We start from the raw sequence: 22,184 nt of genomic DNA, 5'->3' as shown, positions 1-22,184 counted from the left end.
GACCGGTACGAGGGGGAACCAGGACTGCCCTCAGCAAGCTGCGGACGACGGAGGAGGCAGAGGGGGTTGACCCCCGGTTGTGCCGGGACTCAGGTGCCCGGAGAAACCGGGATTGGCGCGAGAGAAGCGCAGGAATCCATCAGGGGCGCAGGAGCCCGGCCCGGGCGGCGGAACAAATTCCGCACCCGGCGGGGAGTGCGCCGGGGCAGGAGGCAAGAGGATGCAGCCCGAGGCATGGGTGGGAAAACGGGTGCTGGTGGTGGGTGCCGGCCGCAGCGGCCTGGCAGCCGCGCGGGTGCTGGACGAACTGGGAGCCAGCGTCACCCTCACGGATTTGAAGCCGGCTTCGGCCCTGGCCCGGGAAGGACTGGGTTCCCGGGTGAGGGTGGTAGCGGGAGCATATGCCCCGGTATCCCGGGAAGAGTACGACCTGGTGATCGCCAGCCCCGGAGTACCGCCGAGCGAGCCGCCGCTGCGGGCGGCCCGGGAGGTGGGGCTGCCGGTGTGGAGCGAGATCGAGCTGGCCTACCGCCTGGCCCGGCAGCCCGTCCTGGCGGTCACGGGCACCAACGGAAAGACCACCACCACCGCGCTTTTGGGGCAGATGTTCCGGGACGCCGGTCGGACCACGGTGGTGGCCGGAAACATCGGGGTGCCCCTGGTGGGCGAGGTGGTAAAGGCTCCGGAGGACGCGGTGGTAGTGGCCGAAGTCAGCAGCTTTCAGCTGGAAACCGTGGAGACCTTTGCCCCTCGGGTGGCGGTGCTTCTGAACCTCACGCCGGATCACCTGGACCGGCACCCCGATCTGGCCAGCTACCGGGCGGCGAAAGCCCGGATTTTCCGGCGGCAGCGACCGGAGGACTGGATCGTATTGAACTTCGACGATCCCCTGGTTCGGAGCCTGGCAGCGGAGACGCCCGGACGGGTGCTGTACTTCAGCACCCGCCACGAGTTGGGGGAGGGAGCCTACCTTTCGGATGATTGGGTGGTGTTATCCCGGGGAGCCGAGCAGGTGCGGCTGCTCCCGGTGCGCGAGCTCTCCCTGCCGGGTCGGCACAACTGGGAGAACTCACTGGCGGCCGCGGCCGCGGCCTGGGTCTTCGGGGTTTCCCCCGAAAGTATCGCCCGCACCCTGCGCAGTTTTCCGGGGGTGCCCCACCGGCTGGAGCCGGTAGGGGTAATAGGGGGAGTGGCCTACTATAACGACTCCAAGGCCACCAATCCGGACGCCGCCATCAAGGCCCTCGAGGCCTTTGACCGTCCCATCGTGTTGATCGCCGGCGGGCGCAACAAGGGAGCCTCCTTTGAGGAACTGGCAGACAAGATGCGGGGCCGGGTGCGCCACCTGATTCTTCTCGGGGAGGCCGCACCGGCCATCGAAGCCGCGGCCCGCGCCGCCGGCCTGAAGACCGTCTCCCGGGTGGCAGATCTGGCGGAGGCCGTAACCGAGGCCGGCAGGATCGCCCGGCCCGGCGAGGTGGTACTCCTCAGTCCGGCCTGTGCGAGCTGGGACATGTTTGCCAATTACGAGGAGCGCGGGGAACTCTTCAAGCGGCTGGTACGCGGCCGTAAAGAAACCGAGGGGGAATCGTAGTGCGCACGCAGGCTCCGGACTTCTTTCTGTTCCTGGCGGCCGTTGCCCTAACCGTGATCGGGATAGTGATGGTATTCAGCTCCAGTTCCTACGCGGCCATGCTCAGCCATCACGATCCTTTCTACTATCTAAAGCGGCAGGGGATGTGGGCGGTCTTGGCCCTGGCAGCCATGTTCTTCGCCGCCAGGGTGGACTACTTCCGCCTGGAACGCTGGGCCAACAGCTTCTTTCTCCTGAGCCTCTTCCTGCTGGTCTTGGTATTGGTCGGGGGACTGGCCACCAAGGGCGCGGTGCGGTGGTTGAGCCTGGGCCCGCTCACCTTTCAACCCTCAGAGCTGGTCAAGCTCGCCCTGGTATTGTACCTGGCCCGGGGTCTGGCCCGCAAACAGGACCGCCTGGAGTCCTTCAAGGAAGGAATACTGCCTCCCCTGGTGGTACTGGGTGTGGCGGCGGGGCTGGTCCTGGCCCAGCCCGACCTGGGTACGGCCATCATTCTGGCGGGAACCACCTACCTGATGCTCTTCGCCGCGGGAGCCCGCCCCTCCCACCTGTCGCTGTTGGCGGTGGCGGGTATTGCCGCCACCCTTGCGGCCATTGTGGGTGAGGAATATCGCCTGGAGCGCCTGCTGGCCTTTCGGAATCCCGAAGCCGACCCCCAGGGGGCAGGATTTCAAACCCTTCAGTCGCTTCTGGCTCTGGGTTCGGGCCGGCTTTTCGGAGTAGGCCTGGGATTCAGCCGCCAGAAGTTCCTCTACGTGCCCGAGCAACATACGGACTTCATCTTCGCCATCCTGGGCGAGGAGTTGGGATTCGTGGGCTGTCTGGCGGTACTGATCCTGCTCTTCGTGGTGATCTGGAGGGGTACGCGGGTGGCCCTCCTGGCCCCGAACGCCTTCGGTCGCCTGCTGGCCAGCGGGATCACTTCCATGCTGGCCTTCCAGGCTTTGATCAACCTGGGCGTGGTAACCGGAACCTTGCCGGTTACCGGCATTACCCTTCCCTTCGTGAGTTACGGAGGTTCTTCTCTTCTGGTAACGCTGGCAGCGGTGGGGGTGCTCCTGAACCTTTCCCGCCACACCGCGCCCGCCACCTGAGCGCGGTGGAGGGGGTGAAAGCTTGCGGGTTCTGCTAACCGGCGGAGGAACGGGGGGTCACATCTACCCCGCCCTGGCCCTGGCCGAGGAGTTGCGGGCAAGGGGGGTAGAGGATCTGCTGTATGTGGGCACGGCCGAGGGGATGGAGGCCAGGCTGGTGCCGGCGGCGGGCCTGCCGTTTGCCGTGGTTACCGCCCGCAAGTTCTCGCGCGGGCGCAAGAGAGATCTCCTGACGGCGGCAGGGGGAGTGGCGGCAGGATTTGGACAGGCCTTCCGCCTGCTGCGCCGCTTCCGGCCCCAGGTGGTAGTAGGTACCGGCGGATACGTGTGCGCGCCCGTGGTGCTGGCCGCCTCCCTGAGCGGCATCCCCACGGTGTTGCACGAGCAAAATGCCGTGCCCGGCCTGACCAATCGCCTGCTGGCTTCCTTCGTCAGCGTGGTGTGCACTACCTTCGACGAGTCCGCCCGGCGGTTTCCTCCCGGAACCCAGACCTGCCACACCGGACTGCCCGTCCGGAGGGAGGTATGGCAGCTGACCCGGGAGGAGGCCGTGACCCGTCTGGGTCTCGACCCGTTAAAGAAGACCGTCCTGGCGGTAGGGGGGAGCCTGGGGGCCCGGCGGCTGAACGAGGCCATGCTGGCCGTGCACCGCTACTGGCAGGGCAGCCGGGAGGTTCAGATCCTGCACGTTACCGGAGAGGCGGATCATGCCGATTTCCTGCGCCGGCTAAAGGAAGCGGGAATATATCCGGCTAAAAGTGGTAATATTACCGTCGTCTCCTACCTCCATCACCTGCCCCAGGCTCTGGCCGCGTCCGACCTGGTGGTGGCCAGGGCCGGGGCGAGCTTCCTGGCCGAGGTAACCGCCCGGGGGGTAGCGGCGGTGCTCGTGCCCTATCCCTTTGCGGCCGAAAATCACCAGGAGTACAACGCCCGGGCCTTGCTCCGGGCCGGGGCCTGCGAGATGATCCTGGAAAGGGACCTGACCCCGCAGGGGTTGCTGGAAAAGGTCCGGGCCCTGGTTATGGATGACCGGAAACGCGAGGACATGGCCGCCAGATCGCGGGCTCTGGGTCGGCCGGAGGCCGGGCAGAGGATCCTGGAGGTCCTGTGGGAGGTGGCCGGTAACACCGGTTTCGACGCGGGCATAAGATGAACATCGTCGGAGGGCCCGGCCTCAAAGGAGATGATAGCCATTAGCGACCGGGCAAGCAAAATCCACTTTATCGGCATCGGCGGCAGCGGCATGAGCGGCCTGGCCAGACTGGCCCTGGAGGCGGGTTACCGGGTTACCGGATCAGACCTCAAGGCCGGGGACAGCACCGCCGGCCTGGAAGCCCTGGGCGCCCGGGTCTACCGCGGTCACCATGTCTCCTACCTGGAAGCGGACACCGACCTGGTAGTATATTCTTCGGCGGTAAAACCCGACAACCCCGAACTATTGGAAGCCGGGCGACGGGGGCTGGAAGTCATATCCCGGGGCGAGTTCCTGGCCCGCTTCATGGAGGGTTACCGGGGGATCGCAGTGGCCGGGACCCACGGCAAGACCACTACTACGGCCATGATCGCTACGGTGTTGAAGCAGGCCGGGCTGGATCCCACGGTAGTGGTGGGCGGCAGGCTGGTGAGCGAGGGTACGAACGCCTGGCTGGGGCGGGGCGAGTTCATGGTGGCGGAAGCCGACGAGAGTGACGGCTCCTTTTTGCGGCTGCGGCCTGCCCTGGCCGTGGTGACCAACGTGGAGGACGACCACCTGGACCACTACGGCCGGCCCGAGGCTCTGAGGGAAGCATTTCGGCGTTTCCTGGCGCAGGTCGATTCTCGGGGCCGGGCGGTGGTCTGCGCCGACGACCCGGTGCTGATGGCCCTCGCCTCAGAGCAGAGTCAGGTTATCACCTACGGCCTCGGCGGGGAAGCCTTCTACCGGGCGGAGACGGTAGAGTTGAACGCGCTGGGGTCGCGTTCCCGGGTATACGAAGGAGGAAGGCATCTGGGAGTGCTCGAACTGGCCGTCCCGGGAAGGCACAACGTCAGTAATGCGCTGGCCGCAGTGGCGGTAACGCGAACGCTGGGGTTGTCCTTCGAGGTCGCGGCCCGTGCCCTGGCGGATTACGCCGGCGTGGCCCGTCGTTTTCAGCTTCTGGGGGAGGCGGCCGGCCGGCTGGTGGTGGACGACTATGCCCACCACCCGACGGAGATCAGGACCACCCTGGAGGCAGCCCGCAGGCTGGGCCGCAGGGTGGTGGCGGTCTTTCAGCCCCACCGCTACACCCGGACCGGCAGACTCTTCCGCGAGTTTGCTTCGGCACTTATGCCCGCCGATCTGGTAATCCTCACCGACGTCTACGGTGCCGGGGAAACGCCTCTGCCGGGCGTACACGGCGGGTTGATCGCCGAAGAATTCCGGCGCCGCCAGGGTCCGCCCGTATACTACTGTCCCGAACGGCACCGGCTGGCGGGCCTGGTGGAGGAACTCACCCGTCCCGGCGACCTGGTCCTGACGCTGGGAGCCGGGGACATCACCGATCTGGGTCGGCAACTTCTGGCCCGCTGGTCGGGAGCGGAAGAGGAGAGGCGGGTATGACCTCCTCCGAAGTCGAGCGTCTAGCTGCGGACCTGGGGGCACGCCTGGGCCGGCCGGTGGCCACCAACGTATCCCTGGCCCGCTGCACGACCTGGCGTATCGGCGGCCCGGCGGATCTGGTGGTGGCGCCGCGATCGATGGCCGAGGTCCGGACGTGTCTGGATTGGGCTCGGAGCCGGGGCCTGGAAGTAACCGCGCTGGGTGCGGGGTCTAACGTTCTGGTGCCGGACGGGGGCATTCGCGGGCTGGTGCTCCGCACCGTCCCCGGCCTCAAGCATATAGAGGTAGGAGAGGATAGCCTGCGCCTGGGTGCGGGAACCCTGCTGGCAAGGGCGCTCCGGCGGGCGGCGCGTCTGGGCTGGCGGGGTCTGGAGTTCGCCGCCGGTATTCCCGGCACCGTGGGCGGTGCGGTGCTGATGAACGCCGGTACCAGGGAGGGCTCCGTCGGCTCCCGGGTGCGCGAGGTCAGCCTGATAGACGGCCGGGGAGAACTGCGGCGGCTGAAGGCGGGGGAAATGGTTTTCTCCTATCGAAGCTCCAGCCTCCCCCGCGACGGCCTGGTGGTGGAAGTCGTGCTGGCCCTGGAACCCGGAGAGGAACCGGCGGCCCTGGAGCGCCAGATCCGGGAGAGGCTGGAGGCGCGCCGGCGTACGCAGCCGCAGGGGCCGAGCGCGGGGAGCGTGTTCAAGAACCCTCCCCAGGGCCCGCCGGCCGGATGGCTGATCGAGCAGGTGGGCGCCAAGGGGCTGCGGCGGGGGGGCGCAATGGTAGCCCTCGAGCACGCCAACTTCATCATCAATACCGGCGGGGCCCGGGCGGAGGATGTGCTGTGGCTGATTGCCGAAGTCAGGCGGAGGGTAAAGGATAGGTTCGGAATCGACCTGGAGCCGGAAGTCCTGGTCCTGGGAGAAACCCGGGGGTGAAAACATGGCCAGACTGGAAATTGCCGGCAGTATCCGGCTGGAAGGAGAAATAGAAGTAAGCGGCGCCAAGAATTCCATCCTGCCCATCCTGGCCGCGAGCCTGCTCACGCCGGAGCCCTGCTGTCTGCTGGAGGTTCCGCGCCTGGCGGACGTAAGAACCATGCAGGAGGTGCTGGAGTTCCTGGGGGCCAGGGTCGGCCAGGCGGGGAGGAATTTGTGGCTGGACGCCCGGGAGGCGGTTCCCCGGGAGGTGCCGCCCGGCCTCATGCGGCGCCTGCGGGCCTCCAACCTGGTAATGGGTCCCCTCCTGGGGCGGTTCCGGGAGGTGCGGGTGGCCTATCCCGGGGGATGTGCCATCGGCAGCCGGCCCATGGACCTGCATCTGAAAGGATTTGTCGCCTTGGGGGCGGAAATCAGGGAAGATCACGGCTTCATCGAGGCAAGGGCCGGGCGGTTGCGGGGAGCGGATGTCCACCTCGATTTTCCCAGCGTGGGGGCCACCGAGAACATCATGATGGCGGCGGTGCTGGCCGAGGGTAATACGGTTATCCGCAACGCGGCCAAAGAGCCGGAAATAGTGGACCTCCAGAACTTCCTTAATCGTATCGGCGCCCGGATCAAGGGCGCGGGGTCGGACGTCATCCGCGTCACCGGAGTCAAGAGCCTGACCGGCGCCGAGTATCAGGTCATCCCGGACCGGATCGAGGCCGGCACTCACCTGGTGGCCGCCGCCATTACCCGGGGCCGGGTGGTGGTGCGAAACGTAATACCCGAGCATCTGGAGGCCCTGGTAGCCAAGTTGCGGGAGGCGGGGGTGAGGGTTGAGCCCCTGGATTCGGCCCTGCTGGTGGAAGCCTCCGGTCGCCTGCGGGGCGTGGACTGCAAAACGCTGCCCTATCCGGGGTTCCCCACCGACATGCAGCCCCAGATGATGGCCCTGTTGACCACCGCCGAAGGGACCAGCGTGATTACCGAGAGCATTTTCGAGAGTCGGTTCAAGCACGTCGACGAACTGCGGCGAATGGGAGCGCAGATAAAGGTGGAAGGTCGGGTGGCGGTGGTGTACGGAGTGCCCCGTCTCAGCGGCGCGCTGGTGGAGGCTACCGATCTGCGGGCGGCGGCGGCGCTGGTACTGGCCGGGTTGGTGGCGGAAAACACCACGGTTCTCGAAGGAGTGGAGCATCTCGACCGGGGCTATGAAGACCTGGATCGCAAGTACCGCGCTCTGGGTGCCAAGATAGTGCGCGAGGAACTTCCGCAGGTAGCAGGAGGGGTGAGAGTCTGAGATGCGCCTGGTATTCTGCGGTACCCCGGACTTCGCCCTGCCCAGCCTTCGCGCCCTGCTGGCCAGCCGCCACCGGGTCCTGGCCGCAATTACCCAGCCGGACCGGCCCAAGGGGCGGGGTCGGCTGCCCCAGGCGCCTCCGGTCAAGGAACTGGCCCGGGAGGCGGGGCTGGAGGTGCGCCAGCCGGAAAGCCTGAAGGATCCGGACTTCCTGGCCTGGCTGGAAGGCCTGGCCCCCGAGGCGCTGGTGGTGGTGGCCTACGGGAGAATCCTGCCGCGGGCCCTGCTGGAACTGCCCTCTCGGGGCTGCATCAACCTTCACGCCTCCCTTCTGCCCCGGTACCGGGGAGCGGCTCCCATTCACTGGGCCATCATCAACGGCGAGAGGGAGACCGGCGTCACTACCATGTTCGTGACTCCGGAGCTGGATGCGGGGGACATCATATTGCAGGAGGCGGTCGAGATCGGGGCACGCGAGACTGCGGGCCAACTTCACGATCGCCTGGCGGTCCTGGGAGCGGAACTGCTGGTGAAGACCCTGGACCTGTTGGGGGAGGGCAGGGCTCCCCGGCGGCCCCAGGATCCGGCTTCGGCCACCTACGCCCCTCCCCTCAGGCCGGAGGATGAGCGGATTGACTGGACTCGCCCGGCCCTGGCCGTTTACAACCGGGTGCGCGGCCTGAATCCGTGGCCGGGCGCTTACGGGCAGTGGCGCGAAAGGAGGGTAAAGATCTGGTGGGTAGATCCGCCGGAACCCCTCGAGGCGGAAGGCCTGGAGCCGGGTCAAATAGCCGCCGTGGGCGAACAGGGGATCAAGGTGGCCTGCGGCGACGGACAAGCCGTAGCCATCCGGCGGCTGCAGCCCGAGGGGAAGGCGGTGATGGGGGCGGCAGACTTTATCCGGGGCTATCGCCCGCAGGTAGGAGAAGCCTGGGCGTAAGGCAGCCCGGAAGTATGACACGAGGCGGGCGGAGATGCGGTTGAGGTACTGGCTCCTCTTGGCGGCGGTGCTGGCCCTGGCTTCGTGGCTTTTCGCCCGATCGAGCTTTTGGGAGCTGGAGGCCATCAAGGTAAGAGGAAATGTCACCGTAAGCGGCGAAGAGATTATTCGCCTGAGCGGGCTGTTACCCGGGGAGAACCTCCTCCGCCTGAACAAGCAGGCGGTTAAAGAGAACCTGCTCCGACACCCGCGCATCCGCGAGGTAGAGCTTCGGCGGGACCTCCCGGATACGGTGCTCGTGGAAGTTCGGGAGCGGGTAGCTTTGGTGCTGATTCCTGCGGCCGGCGCTTTTTGGGAGGTAGATCAGGAGGGTAGGGTGCTGGGCGCCAGAAAGGCCTGGTCACCGGCCGATCCCTTACTGCTGACCGGCGTGACCGTGCCGCGGGAACAGTTGGTACCCGGCAGGATACTTGCCCTCCCGGAACTCGGACCCCTGCTGGCGGTGGCGCAGGCCTTGCCGCCGGGCATCAGGGAAGAGGTTCAGGAATTACACCTGGCCAACCCGGGAGGGATTTGTCTTTATACCCGGGAGGGAGTAAGGGTGATCCTGGGAGACGCGGGAGAAGTGGAGCAGAAGCTGGCCCTCTTCTGGGCCATATACCGGGAGGAACAGGTCCGGGGGAGCGCTGCTCGGCTGGCGTATATCGATGTAAGTCGGCCCAAGGCGCCTACCTTGGGCTATGCAAGTGGAGGCGAATGAAGAGCGTATGTGGCTGCCGGCGTTAGGTTTGGCGATCGGTATCCTGATCGGTCTCTGGTTTCCCCTGACCATCCCTCTGGCCTACGCCAAGTACCTCTCCGTGGGGGTATTGGCGGCCCTGGACTCCATCTTCGGCGGCCTGAGGGCGGGGCTGGAGGAGAACTTCGATTCCGGGGTTTTCATAACCGGATTCTTCGGCAATATGCTGCTCGCCGGTGTCCTGGCCTACCTGGGAGACCAGTTGGGGATAGACCTTTATCTGGCTGCGGTTTTTGCCTTTGGGGTGCGCATCTTTCAGAATCTGGCCATTATCCGCCGGCACCTGCTGGGAAGGTGGCGCCGCCGCCGGGACCGGCAGCAGGAATAGGTCAGAAGGACGTGGAAAGTTTAGATTAAGATTTGGTATTATTTGCCAAGAAGTGAGGTTGACACCTTGGCAGGCCGCAACGTGGTAGCAGCCCTGGACCTCGGGTCCAGCAAAACGGTGGCCGTATTGGCGGAAATCGGCCCGGACGCAGGCCTCGCCGTTGTGGGCGTGGGGCAGGTGCGGTCTGCCGGCCTCAGACGCGGCATGGTGGTGGACATCGAGGAGGCGGCCCGAGGGGCGGCTCGGGCCATGGCCCAGGCGCGGCAAATGGCCGGGGTAGAGCCCGAGGCGGTTATGGTCAGCCTTACCGGCCCGCACGTTCTCACCCTGCAGAACCGGGGGGTGGTGGCGGTAGTCAATCCCCACCGGGAAATCGGGCCGGAAGACGTTTTCCGGGTTCTTCAGACCGCGCAGGTGGTCAACGTTCCTTCGGACCGGCAGTTGTTGCACGTACTTCCTTGCCAGTACGTGGTAGACGGCTACGAGGGAATAGTGGATCCGACGGGCATGACCGGGAATCGGCTGGAAGTGGAGGCTACTCTGGTGCTGGCCGGCAGCAGCTCGGTGCAGAACCTGGGCAAGGTGGTAAGCCGGGCGGGGATCAATCCTCCCGTGCGCGAACCGGTCTTCAGCGCCTTGGCCTCGGCAGAGGCGGTACTGCTGCCGGCGGAAAGGGAACTGGGGGTTCTGCTGCTGGATATCGGGGGTGGCACTACCGAGTACGCCGTCTTCCAGCGGGGGAACCTCCGGGAGGCGGGGGTGGTTCCCGCCGGCGGGGACTATATCACCAGCGACCTGGCCGTAGGTCTGCGCATCCCTTTGGCCAGCGCCGAAGAGGTCAAGTGCCGTCACGGGTGTGTCCTGGCCGGGCTGCAGCCGGACGACGAGTTTGTGGAAGTCCCGGACATTGCCGGAGAAGGTCTCAAGACCGTTTCCCGGCGCATGCTGGCCACCATTATTGAGCCCCGTATCCAGGAGATTCTGAACCTCGTCCGTCAGCGGCTGGGTAGCGGCCGGGCCTACCTCTTGCCGGGAGGGGCGGTTCTTACCGGGGGAACTGCGGGACTGGCCGGGCTGGCGCAGATGGCCGCCGATATCCTGGAAATGCCGGTCCGGGTGGGATACCCGGTAGTGCTCGACGGAGTGGGGGACATGGTGAGGGGAACGGAGTACGCTACCGCCGTGGGCCTGCTGGTTTACGGCGCCCGCTATCTGGCCCGGGCCCAGGCGGCCGGGGCCCTGGAACCGTCGGCAGGCGGCTGGTGGGCTAGGATTTGGTCCTGGTTTAGAGACTTCTTCTAGGAGGGGGAGGTAAATGGTCCTGGAACTGGAAGAGGGCAGCAACACGCAGTTTGCCACCATCAAGGTGGTTGGGGTGGGCGGCGGAGGCAGCAACGCGGTCAACCGGATGATCGCCGCCGGGCTGCAGGGGGTGGAATTCATCGCCATTAATACCGACCTCCAGGCCCTGCAGATGTCCAAGGCGGAGGTCAAGATCCAGATAGGAGCCAAGCTTACCAAAGGGCTGGGGGCAGGTGCCAATCCGGAGGTGGGCCGGCGGGCGGCGGAGGAAAGCCGCGAGGATCTGGTCAAGGCGCTGGACAAGGCAGACATGGTGTTCGTGACTGCCGGTATGGGGGGAGGCACGGGAACCGGGGGCGCCCCTATAGTGGCGGAAGTGGCCAAGCAGGCCGGGGCCCTGACGGTGGCGGTGGTCACCCGGCCCTTCACCTTCGAGGGGCGCAAGCGGGCCGAACAGGCGGAAACGGGTATCAACGAGCTCCGTAACCGGGTAGACAGTCTAATCATCATCCCCAACGACCGCCTGCTTCAGGTGGCGGACAAGCAGACTTCCATCACCGAGGCTTTCAGGCTGGCCGACGATATCCTCCGTCAGGGAGTACAGGGTATTTCCGACCTCATCGCGGTGCCGGGGCTGATCAACCTGGACTTTGCCGACGTGAAGACCATCATGCTGGATACCGGCACCGCCCTCATGGGCATCGGTCGGGGCACGGGCGACAAGCGCGCGGTGGAGGCGGCGCGGATGGCTATCTCCAGCCCGTTGCTGGAGACTTCCATCGAAGGGGCGCGGGGGGTACTCATGAACATAACCGGCGGCCCCGATCTGGGGTTGTTTGAGGTGAACGAGGCGGCGGAGATCATTGCCGCGGCCGCCGACCCCAACGCCAACATAATCTTCGGGGCAGTAATCGACGAGAACCTCAAGGACGAGGTGCGCATCACGGTGATCGCCACGGGGTTCGACCATGTCCTTGGCCGCCAGCAGGCAGCCGGAACCAGGGAGATCGAGACCAAGGCCTTTGACCTGGCCGACCTGGATATCCCCGCCTTCTTGCGGCGGCGCCCGTAAGGGCGGCTAACCCAGTACCACGCCGCGCCTGCCGGTGCACCCCCGGAGGTCAGCCCCTGCCGTGGTCCCGAGCTTCCTCGTAGCGGCGGCTTCGCCCACCTAACGGGCTTGTGCCTTGGGACTGCGGTCTCCGGGCCGCATCCGTTTCGGGCGCTGGCTCCGTTACGGGCATCTTGAGGGTTGACCCGGGGGCTGCTGTCTCTATCCGCCTAAACACCCTCCGAGTCTTCCCACCCGGAAAACCGGAACGCCGGCGGAGGCCGGGATTCGCTTGCTCTGGCGGTCGGGTGCCGGCCTTTTCTGGTTTCTTGACCTTCCAGGTCGTCCCCAGTCTGACATATATCCCCATCCCGAACGAGTATAATCATAGCGGGTTCTGCCGGCATAGGCGGGCAGAGGCCCGGCATATCTATGTCTATGGCAATAATTAGAAGAGGCGAGGCCCGATGCCGCCCCCGGTAGTGTACCTGGACGTAGTCTTCACCATTAACTGGGTGATGGATTACCTGCTCCTCTGGGCTACGGCCAGGTTTGCGCAACTATCTACCAGCGCGTGGCGATTGATCGTCGCGGCCACCTGCGGTGCGATCTACGCCCTGCTGCCCTTTACCCTGAACAACCAGGCGGTGCTGGGCGCAGGGGGGCGCCTGGGCGTTTCCCTTCTTTTGGTGGCTCTGGCCTACCGGCGCCTGAACCTGCGCCGGTTTTGCCAGGCGGTATTCTACCTGTACCTGGTCGCCTTCGCCATGGCCGGGGCAGTGCTGGGGGCCATGTACGTGTTCAATGCCCGACTCGACGCCTACGCCCTCCTGGGAGGCCTGGTCGCCTTCCTGAGCCGTCTCCCGTATCCTTGGCTGCTGGCGGCGGTGGCGGCGGCCCTGCTTCTGGCCCGGTGGGGCGCGCCCTGGCTCAGGCGCAGCCTGTTGGCGGGGTTCTTCCAGGTGCCGATGGTTATCCGTTGGGGAGAGAAGAGGCTGGCCGTCCGGGCCCTGGTGGATACGGGAAACCAGCTTCGGGACCCCATAACCGGCCGGCCGGTGGTGATCGTGGAGTACGATGCCCTGCGCCCGCTCCTGCCCCCGTCCCTGCGGCAGGCGGTTGAGGCAGGCGAAGAGCCCGACCTGGGCCGGTTGGCCGAGGAACTGCGGGGAACCGCCTGGGCGGCGCGGGTGCACTTGGTACCGTTCACCTCTCTGGGCCGGCCGCGGGGCATGCTGCTGTGCTTCCGGCCGGATGAACTGGTGGTGATCACCGAGGACCGGATGGTGCGGGTGAGGGAGGTCTTGGTGGGCATTTACCGGCAGCGGCTGTCTCCGCAAGGGAGCTACCGGGCCCTGCTGCACCCGGACGTGTTGCAGGCAGTCCTGGGCTGAAGGAGCGGCATGGGGGAGGGGTCGGCCTTGTTGGCGGCGCGTCTGTGGGCGATGCGTCTGCTTTCTTTTCTAGAAATTTTGCCCATACACTACGTCGGTAGCAGTGAAGCCCTGCCGCCTCCCTTGACCAGTGACGAAGAAGGGTTGTTGCTGGAGAGGCTGGAGGCGGGAGACGACCGGGTGCGGACCACTCTCATCGAGCGGAACCTGCGGCTGGTAGTGTACATCGCCCGGAAGTTCGAGAATACGGGGGTGGGTATTGAGGATCTGGTTTCCATCGGGACCATCGGATTGATCAAAGCGGTAAACACTTTTGATCCGCGCAAGCGTATAAAGCTGGCCACCTATGCCTCCCGGTGTATAGAAAACGAGATTCTGATGCATCTTCGTCGTAGCAGCCGGCAGCGGTGCGAGGTTTCGTTCGAGGAGCCCCTAAACACGGACTGGGACGGAAACGAGCTCCTGCTTTCCGACGTGCTGGGCACCGAGGGAGACATAATCTACAAGTCCATAGAAGAAGAGGTGGAAAAAAGACTTCTGTATCAGGCCATGAAGAAGCTCTCCCCCCGGGAGAGGAAGATCATGGAGTTCCGCTTCGGGCTGGTAGACGGGGTGGAAAAGACCCAAAAAGAAGTAGCGGATATGCTGGGTATCTCCCAGTCCTATATTTCCCGGCTGGAGAAACGCATTATCAAACGACTGCGGAAGGAAATGCTGCGTTTGGAGTAAATCCCTGGAATACATTGTTGCCGATTGGAAACAAGGCAGTGAGGCCGAGGGCCGGGAGGCGTAGGCCGAAGGCAAACGTTTACCCCCGTTGGGGCGTGCTTTCATAAAGGGTTGCGGCCGGAGCCGCGGCCCTTTTTCGTATAAAAGCCGGGAGGCCTGGCAATAATTAAGCCCGAAGGGGGGTACATGGGTTTGGTCAATAAAGTGGAGATCTGCGGGGTGAATACCGCCAAGCTTCCCGTGTTGACCAACGAACAGATGCGCTCCCTCTTCCGGGCCCTGCGCCAGGGCGACGCTTCGGCTCGCGAACAGTTGATCAGGGGCAATTTGCGTTTGGTATTGAGCGTCATTCAAAGGTTCACCAACCGGGGGGAATGCGTGGACGATCTCTTCCAGGTGGGCTGCGTGGGCCTGATCAAGGCCATCGACAATTTCGACCTGGAGCAGAACGTGCGCTTTTCTACCTACGCGGTGCCCATGATTATCGGCGAGATCCGTCGTTACCTTCGCGACAACAACCTGGTACGTATCAGCCGTTCCCTCAGGGATACCGCCTACAAGGCCCTGCAGGCGCGGGACGCCCTGGTGAACAAGTACGGACGCGAGCCCACGGTGGTGGAGATTGCCGAAGAACTGAAGCTCGAACGAGAAGAGGTGGTCTTCGCCCTGGATGCCATCCAGGAGCCGGTGTCACTGTTCGAACCCGTGTACCACGACGGAGGCGACCCCATCCTGGTGATGGACCAAATCGGAGACGAGAAGAACCAGGACGCCAACTGGCTGGAGGGGATCGCGGTGAGGGAGGCGCTGCAGAAGCTGAGCGAACGGGAGCGCACCATCCTCACCCTGCGCTTCTTCGAGGGCAAGACGCAGATGGAGGTGGCAGACGAGATCGGCATCTCTCAGGCGCAGGTCTCGCGACTGGAGAAGGCAGCCCTGAACCACATGCGCAAGCACATGTGAAAGGAGGTGCTGGGATGCAAAAACTTATTGCGGTCCTGATAATCCTCGCCCTGGCGGCGGGAGCAGTGGCGTATCGGGTCTTCAGCCACCCCTGTCAGGAGGCCTACACGCCGGACAACCTCATCCGGCTTCACGTGGTGGCCAACAGCGACCGCCCCGAGGATCAGGCCCTGAAGTACCGGGTGCGGGACGCCCTGTTATGGGAATTGCTGCCCGACCTGGGGCGGGTGCAGGGGTGGGAGGACGCGGAGAAGGCCGTACGGGCCTCGCTGCCCCGGCTGCAAGAGGCGGCCGACCGCTGCCTGGCCTTGGCCGGCGCCCCGTACCCGGCCCGGATAGAGATGGGGGTATTTGAATTCCCCACCCGCGCGTACTACGAGACCGTGCTTCCGGCCGGATCCTACCGGGCGGTGCGCGTGGTGCTCGGGGAAGGGGAAGGTGCCAACTGGTGGTGCGTGCTCTTCCCGCCCCTGTGCTTCGTGGACATTGCCGGCAGCGGAGAGGTTCCGGCGGCGCCGGTGCAGGAGGTAATGGCCTCGCCGGGCGGCCGGGAGCTTCAAGGTCAACAACGCCCGCCGATAGAGAAGCGGTGGCGCTTGGTAGAGTGGTGGCGAAGTTCTCAGCGGCACCTGGCCCGGCTGTGGCCGGAGTCCTGAGATCGGACACATCCCCCGCCGGGCCTCATATACTTTTATGAGGTCATTTTGGGGCGGATCGGTCGGGGGGTGGAAGCAATGGTCCGCGCCTCCGAGCTCCGGCTGCGGGACGTGGTTAACGTCCGGGACGGCCGGCGTTTGGGCCTGATAAAGGATCTCGAGCTGGACGTGGAGAACGGAAAGGTGAAGGCCATAATCCTGCCGGGTGCCACTCGCCTCCTCGGCCTCCTGGGCCGCGCCGAGGATGTGGTAATCCCCTGGGAACAGATTAAGAGACTAGGCGTAGACGTGATCCTGGTAGAGCTGGAGGGCTTCGTCGAGCCCGTGCACACCAAGCGCTAGTGCCCCGCCCCGCCTTCCAATTGCTGCCATTCTGCCCTCGTCCCTTTCCGCCGGATGGCCAAACATCTGTCGGCCGGAAATCGCGAAGGTCGGCCGCAAGCAAAACCTGCCAGGGCTGCCCGTCCGCAGAAGGAAAGACACTCCTGCCGGCGAATAATAAAGCCGTGGCCCGGGGGGAAAGGGGCTTTTCGTCCCTTCACGGACAATTTCCTCGGCAGAGGGATGGACACCATGACCGATATCGGGGCCAACCTACGCCGGGTGCGGGAGCGGCTGGCCCGGGCGGCCGAGAGGTCCGGACGCCGACCGGAGGCGGTAAAGCTCATCGCCGTGACCAAGAACGTGCCGGTGGAAATCATCCGGGCAGGCCTGGCGGAAGGCATTACGGCCCTGGGCGAGAATCGGGTGCAGGAGGCCAGGGCTAAGGTGGCCGCGCTGGGTCGGGCGGCAGAGTGGCACTTTATCGGGCACCTGCAGACCAATAAGGTGAAGTACCTGGCGGATTGGGTCGACCTCATTCACTCCCTGGACCGCATTCGCCTGGCGGAGGAACTGGAGAAGCAGGGCGCCCGGACCGGAAGGGTATGGCCGGTCCTGCTTCAGGTTAACCTTGCCGGAGAAGGCACCAAGTTCGGCCTGGCCGAGGCCGAGGTTCGCCCCTTCCTGGAGCGCGTAGCCGGGTACAGGCACCTCCGGGTGCTGGGGCTGATGACCATCGGCCCGGCGGTGGCGGAGCCGGAGGAGGCCAGACCCGTCTTCCGGCGGCTGCGCCTCCTGGCGGAGGCAATCGCCGGCGAACGCTGGCCGGGTGTAAGCATGGAGCACCTTTCTATGGGGATGAGTGGCGATTTCGAGGTGGCGGTAGAAGAGGGAGCCACCATGGTGCGGGTGGGTACCGCCATCTTCGGACCCCGCACGGGGTGAGATAAAGGAAAGGGGGGACAGCCTCTGGCCGGGAGTTCGAACCCTGCCTCCCGCCAGAAGGGTAAAGTGGGAGGATTGGTGGAGAGAATTTTGGGTTTCTTGGGGTTCGAGGAAGAAGGCGAGCCGCCCGTCGACCCCACGTTTCCGCCCCCACGGCTGGTAAAGAACAACGTGGTCAGCCTGCCCTCGGCGCCGAGACTCCGGCTGATTGTCGCCCGGCCGGTTTCCTATGAACAGGCGGCCGACATAGCCGACTACCTTAAGGACAAGCACCCCATCCTGCTTAACCTGGAGGGTCGCGAGGTGGAAGTGGCCCGCCGGGTACTGGACTTCCTGAGCGGGGTGGCATATGCCCTGGGAGGGAGCGTGCAGAAGATAAGAGAGGGGATCTTCGTGGTCACCCCTCCGAACGTGGAAATCAGCCGGGAAGACGGAACCGACGCACTTTAGGAGGCGAGGGCGGTGCCCAAAGTAGGTTTCATCGGGGCCGGAGCCATGGGGGAGGCGCTGATCCGGGGCCTGATCGGGGCCGGAGAGGCGCCGGCGCCGGAAATCCTGGCCGCAGATGCCAGTGCCGAGCGACGGCATTACCTGCAAGACGGGTACGGTATCGGAATCTGCGCGGAGAACCGGCAGGTGGTGGAGACCTGCCCCACGGTGGTGCTGGCGGTCAAGCCCCAGGTGGCCGCCGAAGTGCTGGCCGAGGTGGGTTCGGCTTTTTCCCCGGGCCAACTGCTCATATCGGTGGTGGCCGGGTGGAAGATCGCCCGGTTGCAGAGCCTCATCTCCCGAGAGGCCCTGGTCATCCGGGCCATGCCGAACATGCCCTGTCTGGTCGGTCAAGGCATTACCGCCCTCAGCTACGGGCCGGCAGTCCCGGAGGCCAGGAAGGAGGAGGCCCGGAGAATCTTCGGGGCGGTGGGGGAAGTAGTGGACCTGGCCGAATCCTGCCTGGATGCGGTAACGGCTCTGAGCGGCTGCGGTCCAGCCTATACCTTTTTGATCCTTGAGTCCCTGATTGAAGCGGGTGTCAAATTGGGTCTCTCGCGGGAAGTGGCGCGGCGGCTCACCCTGCGTACGGTACAGGGGGCGGCGGCCATGCTGCAGGAAACCGGCGCCCACCCGGCGCAGCTAAAGGACGCGGTGGTGTCTTCCGGTGGGGCAACCGCCTACGGCCTGGCGGTGATGGAGGAGGCCGGGCTGCGGGGTGCTCTCATCCGGGCGGTAGAGGCGGCCTGGCGGCGGGCGGAAGAACTGGGCAGGGAAGGAGGAACATGAACCTGGTACTGGATAGCGTACATATTGCCTTTCGCCTCCTGGAACTCCTGATACTGATCCGGGTGCTTCTGTCCTGGTTTCGTCCCAGTCTGGCCAACCCTGCCGTCCGCTTCGTGTACGACTTCACCGAGTTGATCCTGGCGCCCGTCCGCCGGCTGATGCCGGCCACGGGCATGGTGGATTTCTCTCCGCTGGTGGCCCTGCTGCTGCTTTACGTGGTGGAAAACTGGGTTGTAATGCCCGCCCTTTACCGCCTGCTTTTCTAGAGGGAGGTGGCGCGGCCGGCCGATTGAGCGCGTTGGCGGCCGGGCGGCCCATCCGGAGGTGGGGCGGCTTGGAGAAGGAGGCGTATATGCTCACCCCGCTGGACATCCACAATAAGGAGTTTGCCCGCGGTTGGCGGGGCTACCGACCTGCCGAGGTAAGGGCCTTCCTGGAGCAGGTGGTGAAGGGATACGAGGAGTTATACCGGGAAAACCAGGAACTGCGGGAGCAGGTACTGGGGCTAGAACAGGCCCTGAAGAAGTATCGGGAGTGGGAGGAGACCATCAAGGAGACCCTGGTGATGGCCCAGAAGGCGGCCGAGGAGGCCCGGCAAAATGCGGAGAAAGAAGCCGAACTGATCCTTCAGGAGGCGCGGCGCCGGGCCGAGGAAACCCTGGCCCGGGCCCAGGCAGAGGTGGAGAAGCAGTGGCGGGAGTACGAACAACTGCGCGAGCGGACGGCGGCCTTCCGGCGGAGGTGGCGGGCCTTACTGGCGGCGGAACTGGAAGCCCTGGGGGCGGAGGAGGCACACACCGATGGTGCGCCTGAAGGTGAGGGTGCAGCCGCGGGCGGGTAGGGACGAGATCTGCGGTTGGGAGAACGGGGCGCTGAAGGTGAAGGTGAGCGCCCCGCCGCATAAGGGGGCGGCCAACGAGGCCTGCCTGGAGCTGGTGGCCGAATGGCTGGGAGTGCCCCGGAGCCGGGTGAAACTCCTCCAGGGTGAGCGCCACCGGGAAAAGCTTCTGGGCCTGGAAGGGGTGGACGAGGAGGCCGTGCTCCGACGCCTGGGCACGCTTTAGGTACTCGGGGAAAACCAGGACTGCCCTCTGGGGACAGGGATGCCTCAGCGCCGGCAAGGTTTGACTCGGCCGGGCGGAAACCATATAATGAGCAGGAAAAGAGCGGCTCGATCGGGCCGGGAGCCATTCCAAACCCGGGGGTGAACGGATTGGATTACAGCCAGACGGTCAACCTTCCCCAAACCGAGTTCCCCATGCGGGCCCAACTTCCTAAGCGGGAGCCGGAGATCCTGCGCTTCTGGGAAGAAATCGATCTCTACCGCCGGGTGCAGGAGAAGAGCGCCGGCCGCCCCCAGTTCATCCTTCACGACGGCCCGCCCTACGCCAACGGGGACATTCACCTGGGTACCAGCCTGAACAAGGTCCTCAAGGACTTTATCGTAAAGTTCTACTCCATGAACGGCTACGATGCCCCCTTCGTCCCCGGGTGGGACACCCACGGGCTTCCCATAGAGCAGCAGGCCATAAAGGATTTGGGCCTCGACCGCCGGGGCATGGGGCCGGTAGAGTTCCGCCGCTACTGCCGGGACTACGCGCTCAAATACGTGGAGATACAAAAGAAGCAGTTTCAGCGCCTGGGAGTCCGGGGAGACTGGGATCGCCCCTACCTCACCCTGGACCCCCGGTTCGAAGCGGTGCAGATCGGCGTCTTCCGCGACATGGTGAAGAAGGGCTACATTTACCGCGGCCTCAAGCCCGTGTACTGGTGCACCACCTGCCAGACGGCGCTGGCCGACGCGGAAGTGGAGTACGGCCCCGAGGTCTCCCCCTCCATCTACGTGAAGTTCCCGGTGCTGGACGGTAGGGGGGTGGTGCCGGAAGAAAGCACTTACGTTGTCATCTGGACCACCACTCCCTGGACCCTGCCGGCCAACCTGGCCATTGCCCTGCACCCCGACTACACCTACGTGCTGGTGGAGTCGGAGGGGGAAAAGCTGGTTATGGCCGAAGCCCTGTGGGCCGGCGTACTGGAGCTGGTCGGCCGCCGGGGGCGGGTGGTGAGTAGTTTCCGCGGCGCGGACCTGGAAGGAGCCAGGTGCCGGAACCCGCTCCTGGAACGGGAGAGCCTGGTTATCGTGGGAGAGCTGGTGACTCTGGAGCAGGGCACGGGCTGCGTGCACATTGCGCCCGGGCACGGGCTGGAGGACTACGAGGTGGGACAGCGCTACGGCCTGCCCGTGCTCTCCCCGGTAGACGACGAGGGGCGCTTCACCGCCGAAGCCGGGGACTGGGCCGGCCGCCTCACCGACGAGGCCAATCCGGCCATCGTGGCCCGCTTGGCGGAAACGGGGTTCCTGCTCCGCGAGGAAAGTATCGAGCACCAGTATCCCCACTGCTGGCGCTGCAAGCGGCCGATCCTGTTCCGGGCCACGGAGCAGTGGTTCGCCTCGGTGGAGGGCTTCAGGAGGCAGGCCCTGGCCGCCGTGGAGCGGGTCAGGTGGGTGCCGGAGTGGGGGCAGGAGCGCATGAGCCATATGATCGCCGAGCGCGGCGACTGGTGCATCTCCCGGCAGCGGGTATGGGGGGTGCCCATACCCATCTTCTACTGCACCGGGTGCGGGGAGCCGATCATGGAAGAGGAGAGCATCGAGCACGTGCGCCGGCTCATCGGGGAAAAGGGCTCGGACGCCTGGTTCGGAGAGACGGCGGCCGCGCTCCTCCCGCCGGGATACCGCTGCCCTCACTGCGGGGGCGCCGAATTCCGGAAGGAAACGGACATCATGGACGTCTGGTTCGACTCCGGGTGCAGCCACCTGGCGGTACTGGAGACCCGTCGGGACCTGCGCTGGCCGGCAGACATGTACCTGGAGGGTAGCGACCAGTACCGGGGCTGGTTCAATTCCTCGCTCTGCACCTCGGTGGCCGTGCGCGAGCAGCCGCCCTATCGGACGGTGCTGAGCCACGGCTACGTGGTGGACGAGGAAGGCCGGAAGATGTCCAAGTCCCTGGGCAACGGCATCGAGCCCTCGGAGGTAATCGAAGAGCTGGGGGCGGACGTCCTGCGGCTGTGGGTGGCCTCCGCCGATTACCGCCGGGACGTGGCCGCCTCGCCCAAGATATTCCAGCAGACGGCCGACGCCTACCGGAAGATACGCAACACCTTCCGCTTCCTGATCGGCAACCTCTACGACTTCGCTCCCGGTCGCGACGCGGTGGCGTACGCGGAGATGGAGGAAATCGACCGTTTCATGCTCTCCCGGCTGCAGCGGCTCGTCCGGCGGGTTACCGAGGCCTTCCGGGAATACGAATTCCACCAGGTGTACCGGCACATCTACAATTTCTGCGTGCTGGACCTGAGCGCCTTCTACCTGGACGTGCTGAAGGACCGCCTCTACTGCGAGGCGCGGGAGAGCACCGGGCGCCGGTCGGCGCAAACCGCGCTCTACCGCCTGGCGCACGTGCTGGTGCGGCTGCTGACCCCTATCCTGGCCTTTACCACCGAGGAAATATGGCGCTACCTGCCGCGGGAAGAGGGGGCGCCGGTCAGCGTGCAGCTCACCACCTGGCCCGAGGTCCGGGAAGAATACCTGGACGAGGCCCTGGAGAGGCGATGGGAGACGGTGCTGGCGGTGCGCGAAGAGGTCAGCAAGGCCCTGGAAGAGGCCAGGCGCCGGAAGACGGTTCAGCACTCTTCCCAGGCGGCGGTGGAGCTCTACGCCCAGGGCGAGCTTCTCTCCCTGCTGGACGCCATGAAGCCCCAACTGGCCCCGGCCTTTATCGTCTCCCGGGTGGAGGTATACCCGGGTCCCGCACCGGCGGGCGGCGAGGTCCGGCCGGCGGAAAACATGAACGGCCTGTGGTTGAAGGTGGGCGCGGCGCAGGGAAGGCGGTGTGCCCGCTGCTGGCTGTTCAACCCGGAAGTAGGCCGAGATCCCTCCCATCCCGATCTCTGCCCCCGGTGCTCGGAGGTGGTCTCCCGCATATCCGCCTAGG

At 65.4% G+C, this 22,184-nt stretch carries 22 protein-coding genes and 1 pseudogene; all 23 read left to right on the top strand.

All coding sequences use genetic code 11. The features are described 5' to 3' along the window. Positions 1-220 precede the first annotated feature (220 nt). On the top strand, positions 221-1,594 hold the full coding sequence (murD, locus tag NUV99_07915) for a UDP-N-acetylmuramoyl-L-alanine--D-glutamate ligase (GenBank protein MCR4420034.1): 1,374 nt from the start codon (positions 221-223) through the stop codon (positions 1,592-1,594). Further along, positions 1,588-2,688 carry a stage V sporulation protein E gene (gene spoVE, locus NUV99_07910; GenBank protein MCR4420033.1) on the top strand — a complete coding sequence of 367 codons (1,101 nt, stop codon included), beginning with the start codon at positions 1,588-1,590 and terminating at the stop codon, positions 2,686-2,688. Before murD ends, spoVE begins: the two co-directional genes overlap by 7 nt. A gap of 22 nt (positions 2,689-2,710) precedes the next feature. Next, on the top strand, positions 2,711-3,844 hold the full coding sequence (gene murG, locus NUV99_07905) for an undecaprenyldiphospho-muramoylpentapeptide beta-N-acetylglucosaminyltransferase (GenBank protein MCR4420032.1): 1,134 nt from the start codon (positions 2,711-2,713) through the stop codon (positions 3,842-3,844). A gap of 30 nt (positions 3,845-3,874) precedes the next feature. Then, entirely contained in the window at positions 3,875-5,272 is a 1,398-nt protein-coding gene (gene murC / locus NUV99_07900; protein MCR4420031.1) for a UDP-N-acetylmuramate--L-alanine ligase, read from the top strand. Continuing rightward, on the top strand, positions 5,269-6,195 hold the full coding sequence (gene murB, locus NUV99_07895; GenBank protein MCR4420030.1) for a UDP-N-acetylmuramate dehydrogenase: 927 nt from the start codon (positions 5,269-5,271) through the stop codon (positions 6,193-6,195). Before murC ends, murB begins: the two co-directional genes overlap by 4 nt. A gap of 4 nt (positions 6,196-6,199) precedes the next feature. Continuing rightward, positions 6,200-7,480 carry a UDP-N-acetylglucosamine 1-carboxyvinyltransferase gene (gene murA / locus NUV99_07890; protein MCR4420029.1) on the top strand — a complete coding sequence of 427 codons (1,281 nt, stop codon included), beginning with the start codon at positions 6,200-6,202 and terminating at the stop codon, positions 7,478-7,480. A 1-nt stretch (position 7,481) separates the two neighbouring features. Further along, positions 7,482-8,420, top strand: coding sequence for a methionyl-tRNA formyltransferase (gene fmt, locus NUV99_07885; protein MCR4420028.1), 939 nt, complete (start codon positions 7,482-7,484; stop codon positions 8,418-8,420). A 40-nt stretch (positions 8,421-8,460) separates the two neighbouring features. Next, positions 8,461-9,180: an FtsQ-type POTRA domain-containing protein gene (locus tag NUV99_07880; GenBank protein ID MCR4420027.1), complete on the top strand. Its 720-nt coding sequence runs from the start codon at positions 8,461-8,463 to the stop codon at positions 9,178-9,180. 7 nt (positions 9,181-9,187) lie between these two features. Then, the gene (locus NUV99_07875; protein MCR4420026.1) at positions 9,188-9,547 is read left to right on the top strand and encodes a small basic family protein; all 360 of its coding nucleotides are present in this window, start codon (positions 9,188-9,190) and stop codon (positions 9,545-9,547) included. 66 nt (positions 9,548-9,613) lie between these two features. Further along, complete coding sequence (gene ftsA, locus NUV99_07870; protein ID MCR4420025.1) at positions 9,614-10,849, top strand: cell division protein FtsA; 1,236 nt, start codon at positions 9,614-9,616, stop codon at positions 10,847-10,849. Between the two features lie 13 nt (positions 10,850-10,862). Further along, positions 10,863-11,921 carry a cell division protein FtsZ gene (ftsZ, locus tag NUV99_07865; GenBank protein ID MCR4420024.1) on the top strand — a complete coding sequence of 353 codons (1,059 nt, stop codon included), beginning with the start codon at positions 10,863-10,865 and terminating at the stop codon, positions 11,919-11,921. Between the two features lie 446 nt (positions 11,922-12,367). Beyond that, complete coding sequence (spoIIGA, locus tag NUV99_07860) at positions 12,368-13,294, top strand: sigma-E processing peptidase SpoIIGA (GenBank protein ID MCR4420023.1); 927 nt, start codon at positions 12,368-12,370, stop codon at positions 13,292-13,294. 51 nt (positions 13,295-13,345) lie between these two features. Further along, positions 13,346-14,023, top strand: coding sequence for an RNA polymerase sporulation sigma factor SigE (sigE, locus tag NUV99_07855; GenBank protein MCR4420022.1), 678 nt, complete (start codon positions 13,346-13,348; stop codon positions 14,021-14,023). 192 nt (positions 14,024-14,215) lie between these two features. Beyond that, a complete protein-coding gene (gene sigG, locus NUV99_07850) occupies positions 14,216-14,986 on the top strand; it encodes an RNA polymerase sporulation sigma factor SigG (protein ID MCR4420021.1) in 771 nt (256 codons plus the stop codon). A gap of 14 nt (positions 14,987-15,000) precedes the next feature. After that, complete coding sequence (gene spoIIR, locus NUV99_07845) at positions 15,001-15,642, top strand: stage II sporulation protein R (protein ID MCR4420020.1); 642 nt, start codon at positions 15,001-15,003, stop codon at positions 15,640-15,642. A gap of 78 nt (positions 15,643-15,720) precedes the next feature. Further along, a complete protein-coding gene (locus tag NUV99_07840) occupies positions 15,721-15,984 on the top strand; it encodes a YlmC/YmxH family sporulation protein (protein MCR4420019.1) in 264 nt (87 codons plus the stop codon). A 231-nt stretch (positions 15,985-16,215) separates the two neighbouring features. Next, positions 16,216-16,908, top strand: coding sequence for a YggS family pyridoxal phosphate-dependent enzyme (locus NUV99_07835; GenBank protein ID MCR4420018.1), 693 nt, complete (start codon positions 16,216-16,218; stop codon positions 16,906-16,908). A gap of 78 nt (positions 16,909-16,986) precedes the next feature. Then, positions 16,987-17,358 carry a cell division protein SepF gene (locus NUV99_07830; GenBank protein ID MCR4420017.1) on the top strand — a complete coding sequence of 124 codons (372 nt, stop codon included), beginning with the start codon at positions 16,987-16,989 and terminating at the stop codon, positions 17,356-17,358. A gap of 12 nt (positions 17,359-17,370) precedes the next feature. Further along, positions 17,371-18,186, top strand: a complete 816-nt coding sequence (gene proC, locus NUV99_07825) for a pyrroline-5-carboxylate reductase (GenBank protein MCR4420016.1) — start codon at positions 17,371-17,373, stop codon at positions 18,184-18,186. Continuing rightward, positions 18,183-18,452 carry a YggT family protein gene (locus tag NUV99_07820; protein MCR4420015.1) on the top strand — a complete coding sequence of 90 codons (270 nt, stop codon included), beginning with the start codon at positions 18,183-18,185 and terminating at the stop codon, positions 18,450-18,452. Before proC ends, NUV99_07820 begins: the two co-directional genes overlap by 4 nt. A 149-nt stretch (positions 18,453-18,601) precedes the next feature. Continuing rightward, a pseudogene (locus NUV99_07815) lies at positions 18,602-19,027 on the top strand (DivIVA domain-containing protein). Next, the gene (locus NUV99_07810; GenBank protein ID MCR4420014.1) at positions 18,987-19,250 is read left to right on the top strand and encodes a DUF167 domain-containing protein; all 264 of its coding nucleotides are present in this window, start codon (positions 18,987-18,989) and stop codon (positions 19,248-19,250) included. The pseudogene NUV99_07815 and the gene NUV99_07810 overlap by 41 nt, the downstream one beginning before the upstream one ends. A 149-nt stretch (positions 19,251-19,399) precedes the next feature. Next, on the top strand, positions 19,400-22,183 hold the full coding sequence (gene ileS / locus NUV99_07805) for an isoleucine--tRNA ligase (protein MCR4420013.1): 2,784 nt from the start codon (positions 19,400-19,402) through the stop codon (positions 22,181-22,183). Position 22,184 lies beyond the last annotated feature (1 nt).

The organism is Clostridia bacterium, assembly GCA_024653205.1.
Taxonomy (GTDB): domain Bacteria; phylum Bacillota; class DSM-521; order Neomoorellales; family SLTJ01; genus JANLFO01.
The sequence above is the reverse complement of the archived record's forward strand: the minus strand, read 5'-3'. Positions and strand labels throughout refer to the sequence as shown.

What these genes read in the sequence shown, in the direction of transcription:
- sigE (MCR4420022.1), top strand. Translation starts at nt 13,346, where the DNA reads ATGCGTCTGCTTTCTTTTCTAGAAATTTTGCCCATACACTACGTCGGT.
- murA (MCR4420029.1), top strand. Translation starts at nt 6,200, where the DNA reads ATGGCCAGACTGGAAATTGCCGGCAGTATCCGGCTGGAAGGAGAAATA.
- fmt (MCR4420028.1), top strand. Translation starts at nt 7,482, where the DNA reads ATGCGCCTGGTATTCTGCGGTACCCCGGACTTCGCCCTGCCCAGCCTT.
- NUV99_07840 (MCR4420019.1), top strand. Translation starts at nt 15,721, where the DNA reads ATGGTCCGCGCCTCCGAGCTCCGGCTGCGGGACGTGGTTAACGTCCGG.
- NUV99_07875 (MCR4420026.1), top strand. Translation starts at nt 9,188, where the DNA reads ATGTGGCTGCCGGCGTTAGGTTTGGCGATCGGTATCCTGATCGGTCTC.
- murB (MCR4420030.1), top strand. Translation starts at nt 5,269, where the DNA reads ATGACCTCCTCCGAAGTCGAGCGTCTAGCTGCGGACCTGGGGGCACGC.
- ftsZ (MCR4420024.1), top strand. Translation starts at nt 10,863, where the DNA reads ATGGTCCTGGAACTGGAAGAGGGCAGCAACACGCAGTTTGCCACCATC.
- murC (MCR4420031.1), top strand. Translation starts at nt 3,875, where the DNA reads ATGATAGCCATTAGCGACCGGGCAAGCAAAATCCACTTTATCGGCATC.
- spoIIGA (MCR4420023.1), top strand. Translation starts at nt 12,368, where the DNA reads ATGCCGCCCCCGGTAGTGTACCTGGACGTAGTCTTCACCATTAACTGG.
- spoIIR (MCR4420020.1), top strand. Translation starts at nt 15,001, where the DNA reads ATGCAAAAACTTATTGCGGTCCTGATAATCCTCGCCCTGGCGGCGGGA.
- NUV99_07810 (MCR4420014.1), top strand. Translation starts at nt 18,987, where the DNA reads ATGGTGCGCCTGAAGGTGAGGGTGCAGCCGCGGGCGGGTAGGGACGAG.
- murD (MCR4420034.1), top strand. Translation starts at nt 221, where the DNA reads ATGCAGCCCGAGGCATGGGTGGGAAAACGGGTGCTGGTGGTGGGTGCC.
- NUV99_07835 (MCR4420018.1), top strand. Translation starts at nt 16,216, where the DNA reads ATGACCGATATCGGGGCCAACCTACGCCGGGTGCGGGAGCGGCTGGCC.
- NUV99_07820 (MCR4420015.1), top strand. Translation starts at nt 18,183, where the DNA reads ATGAACCTGGTACTGGATAGCGTACATATTGCCTTTCGCCTCCTGGAA.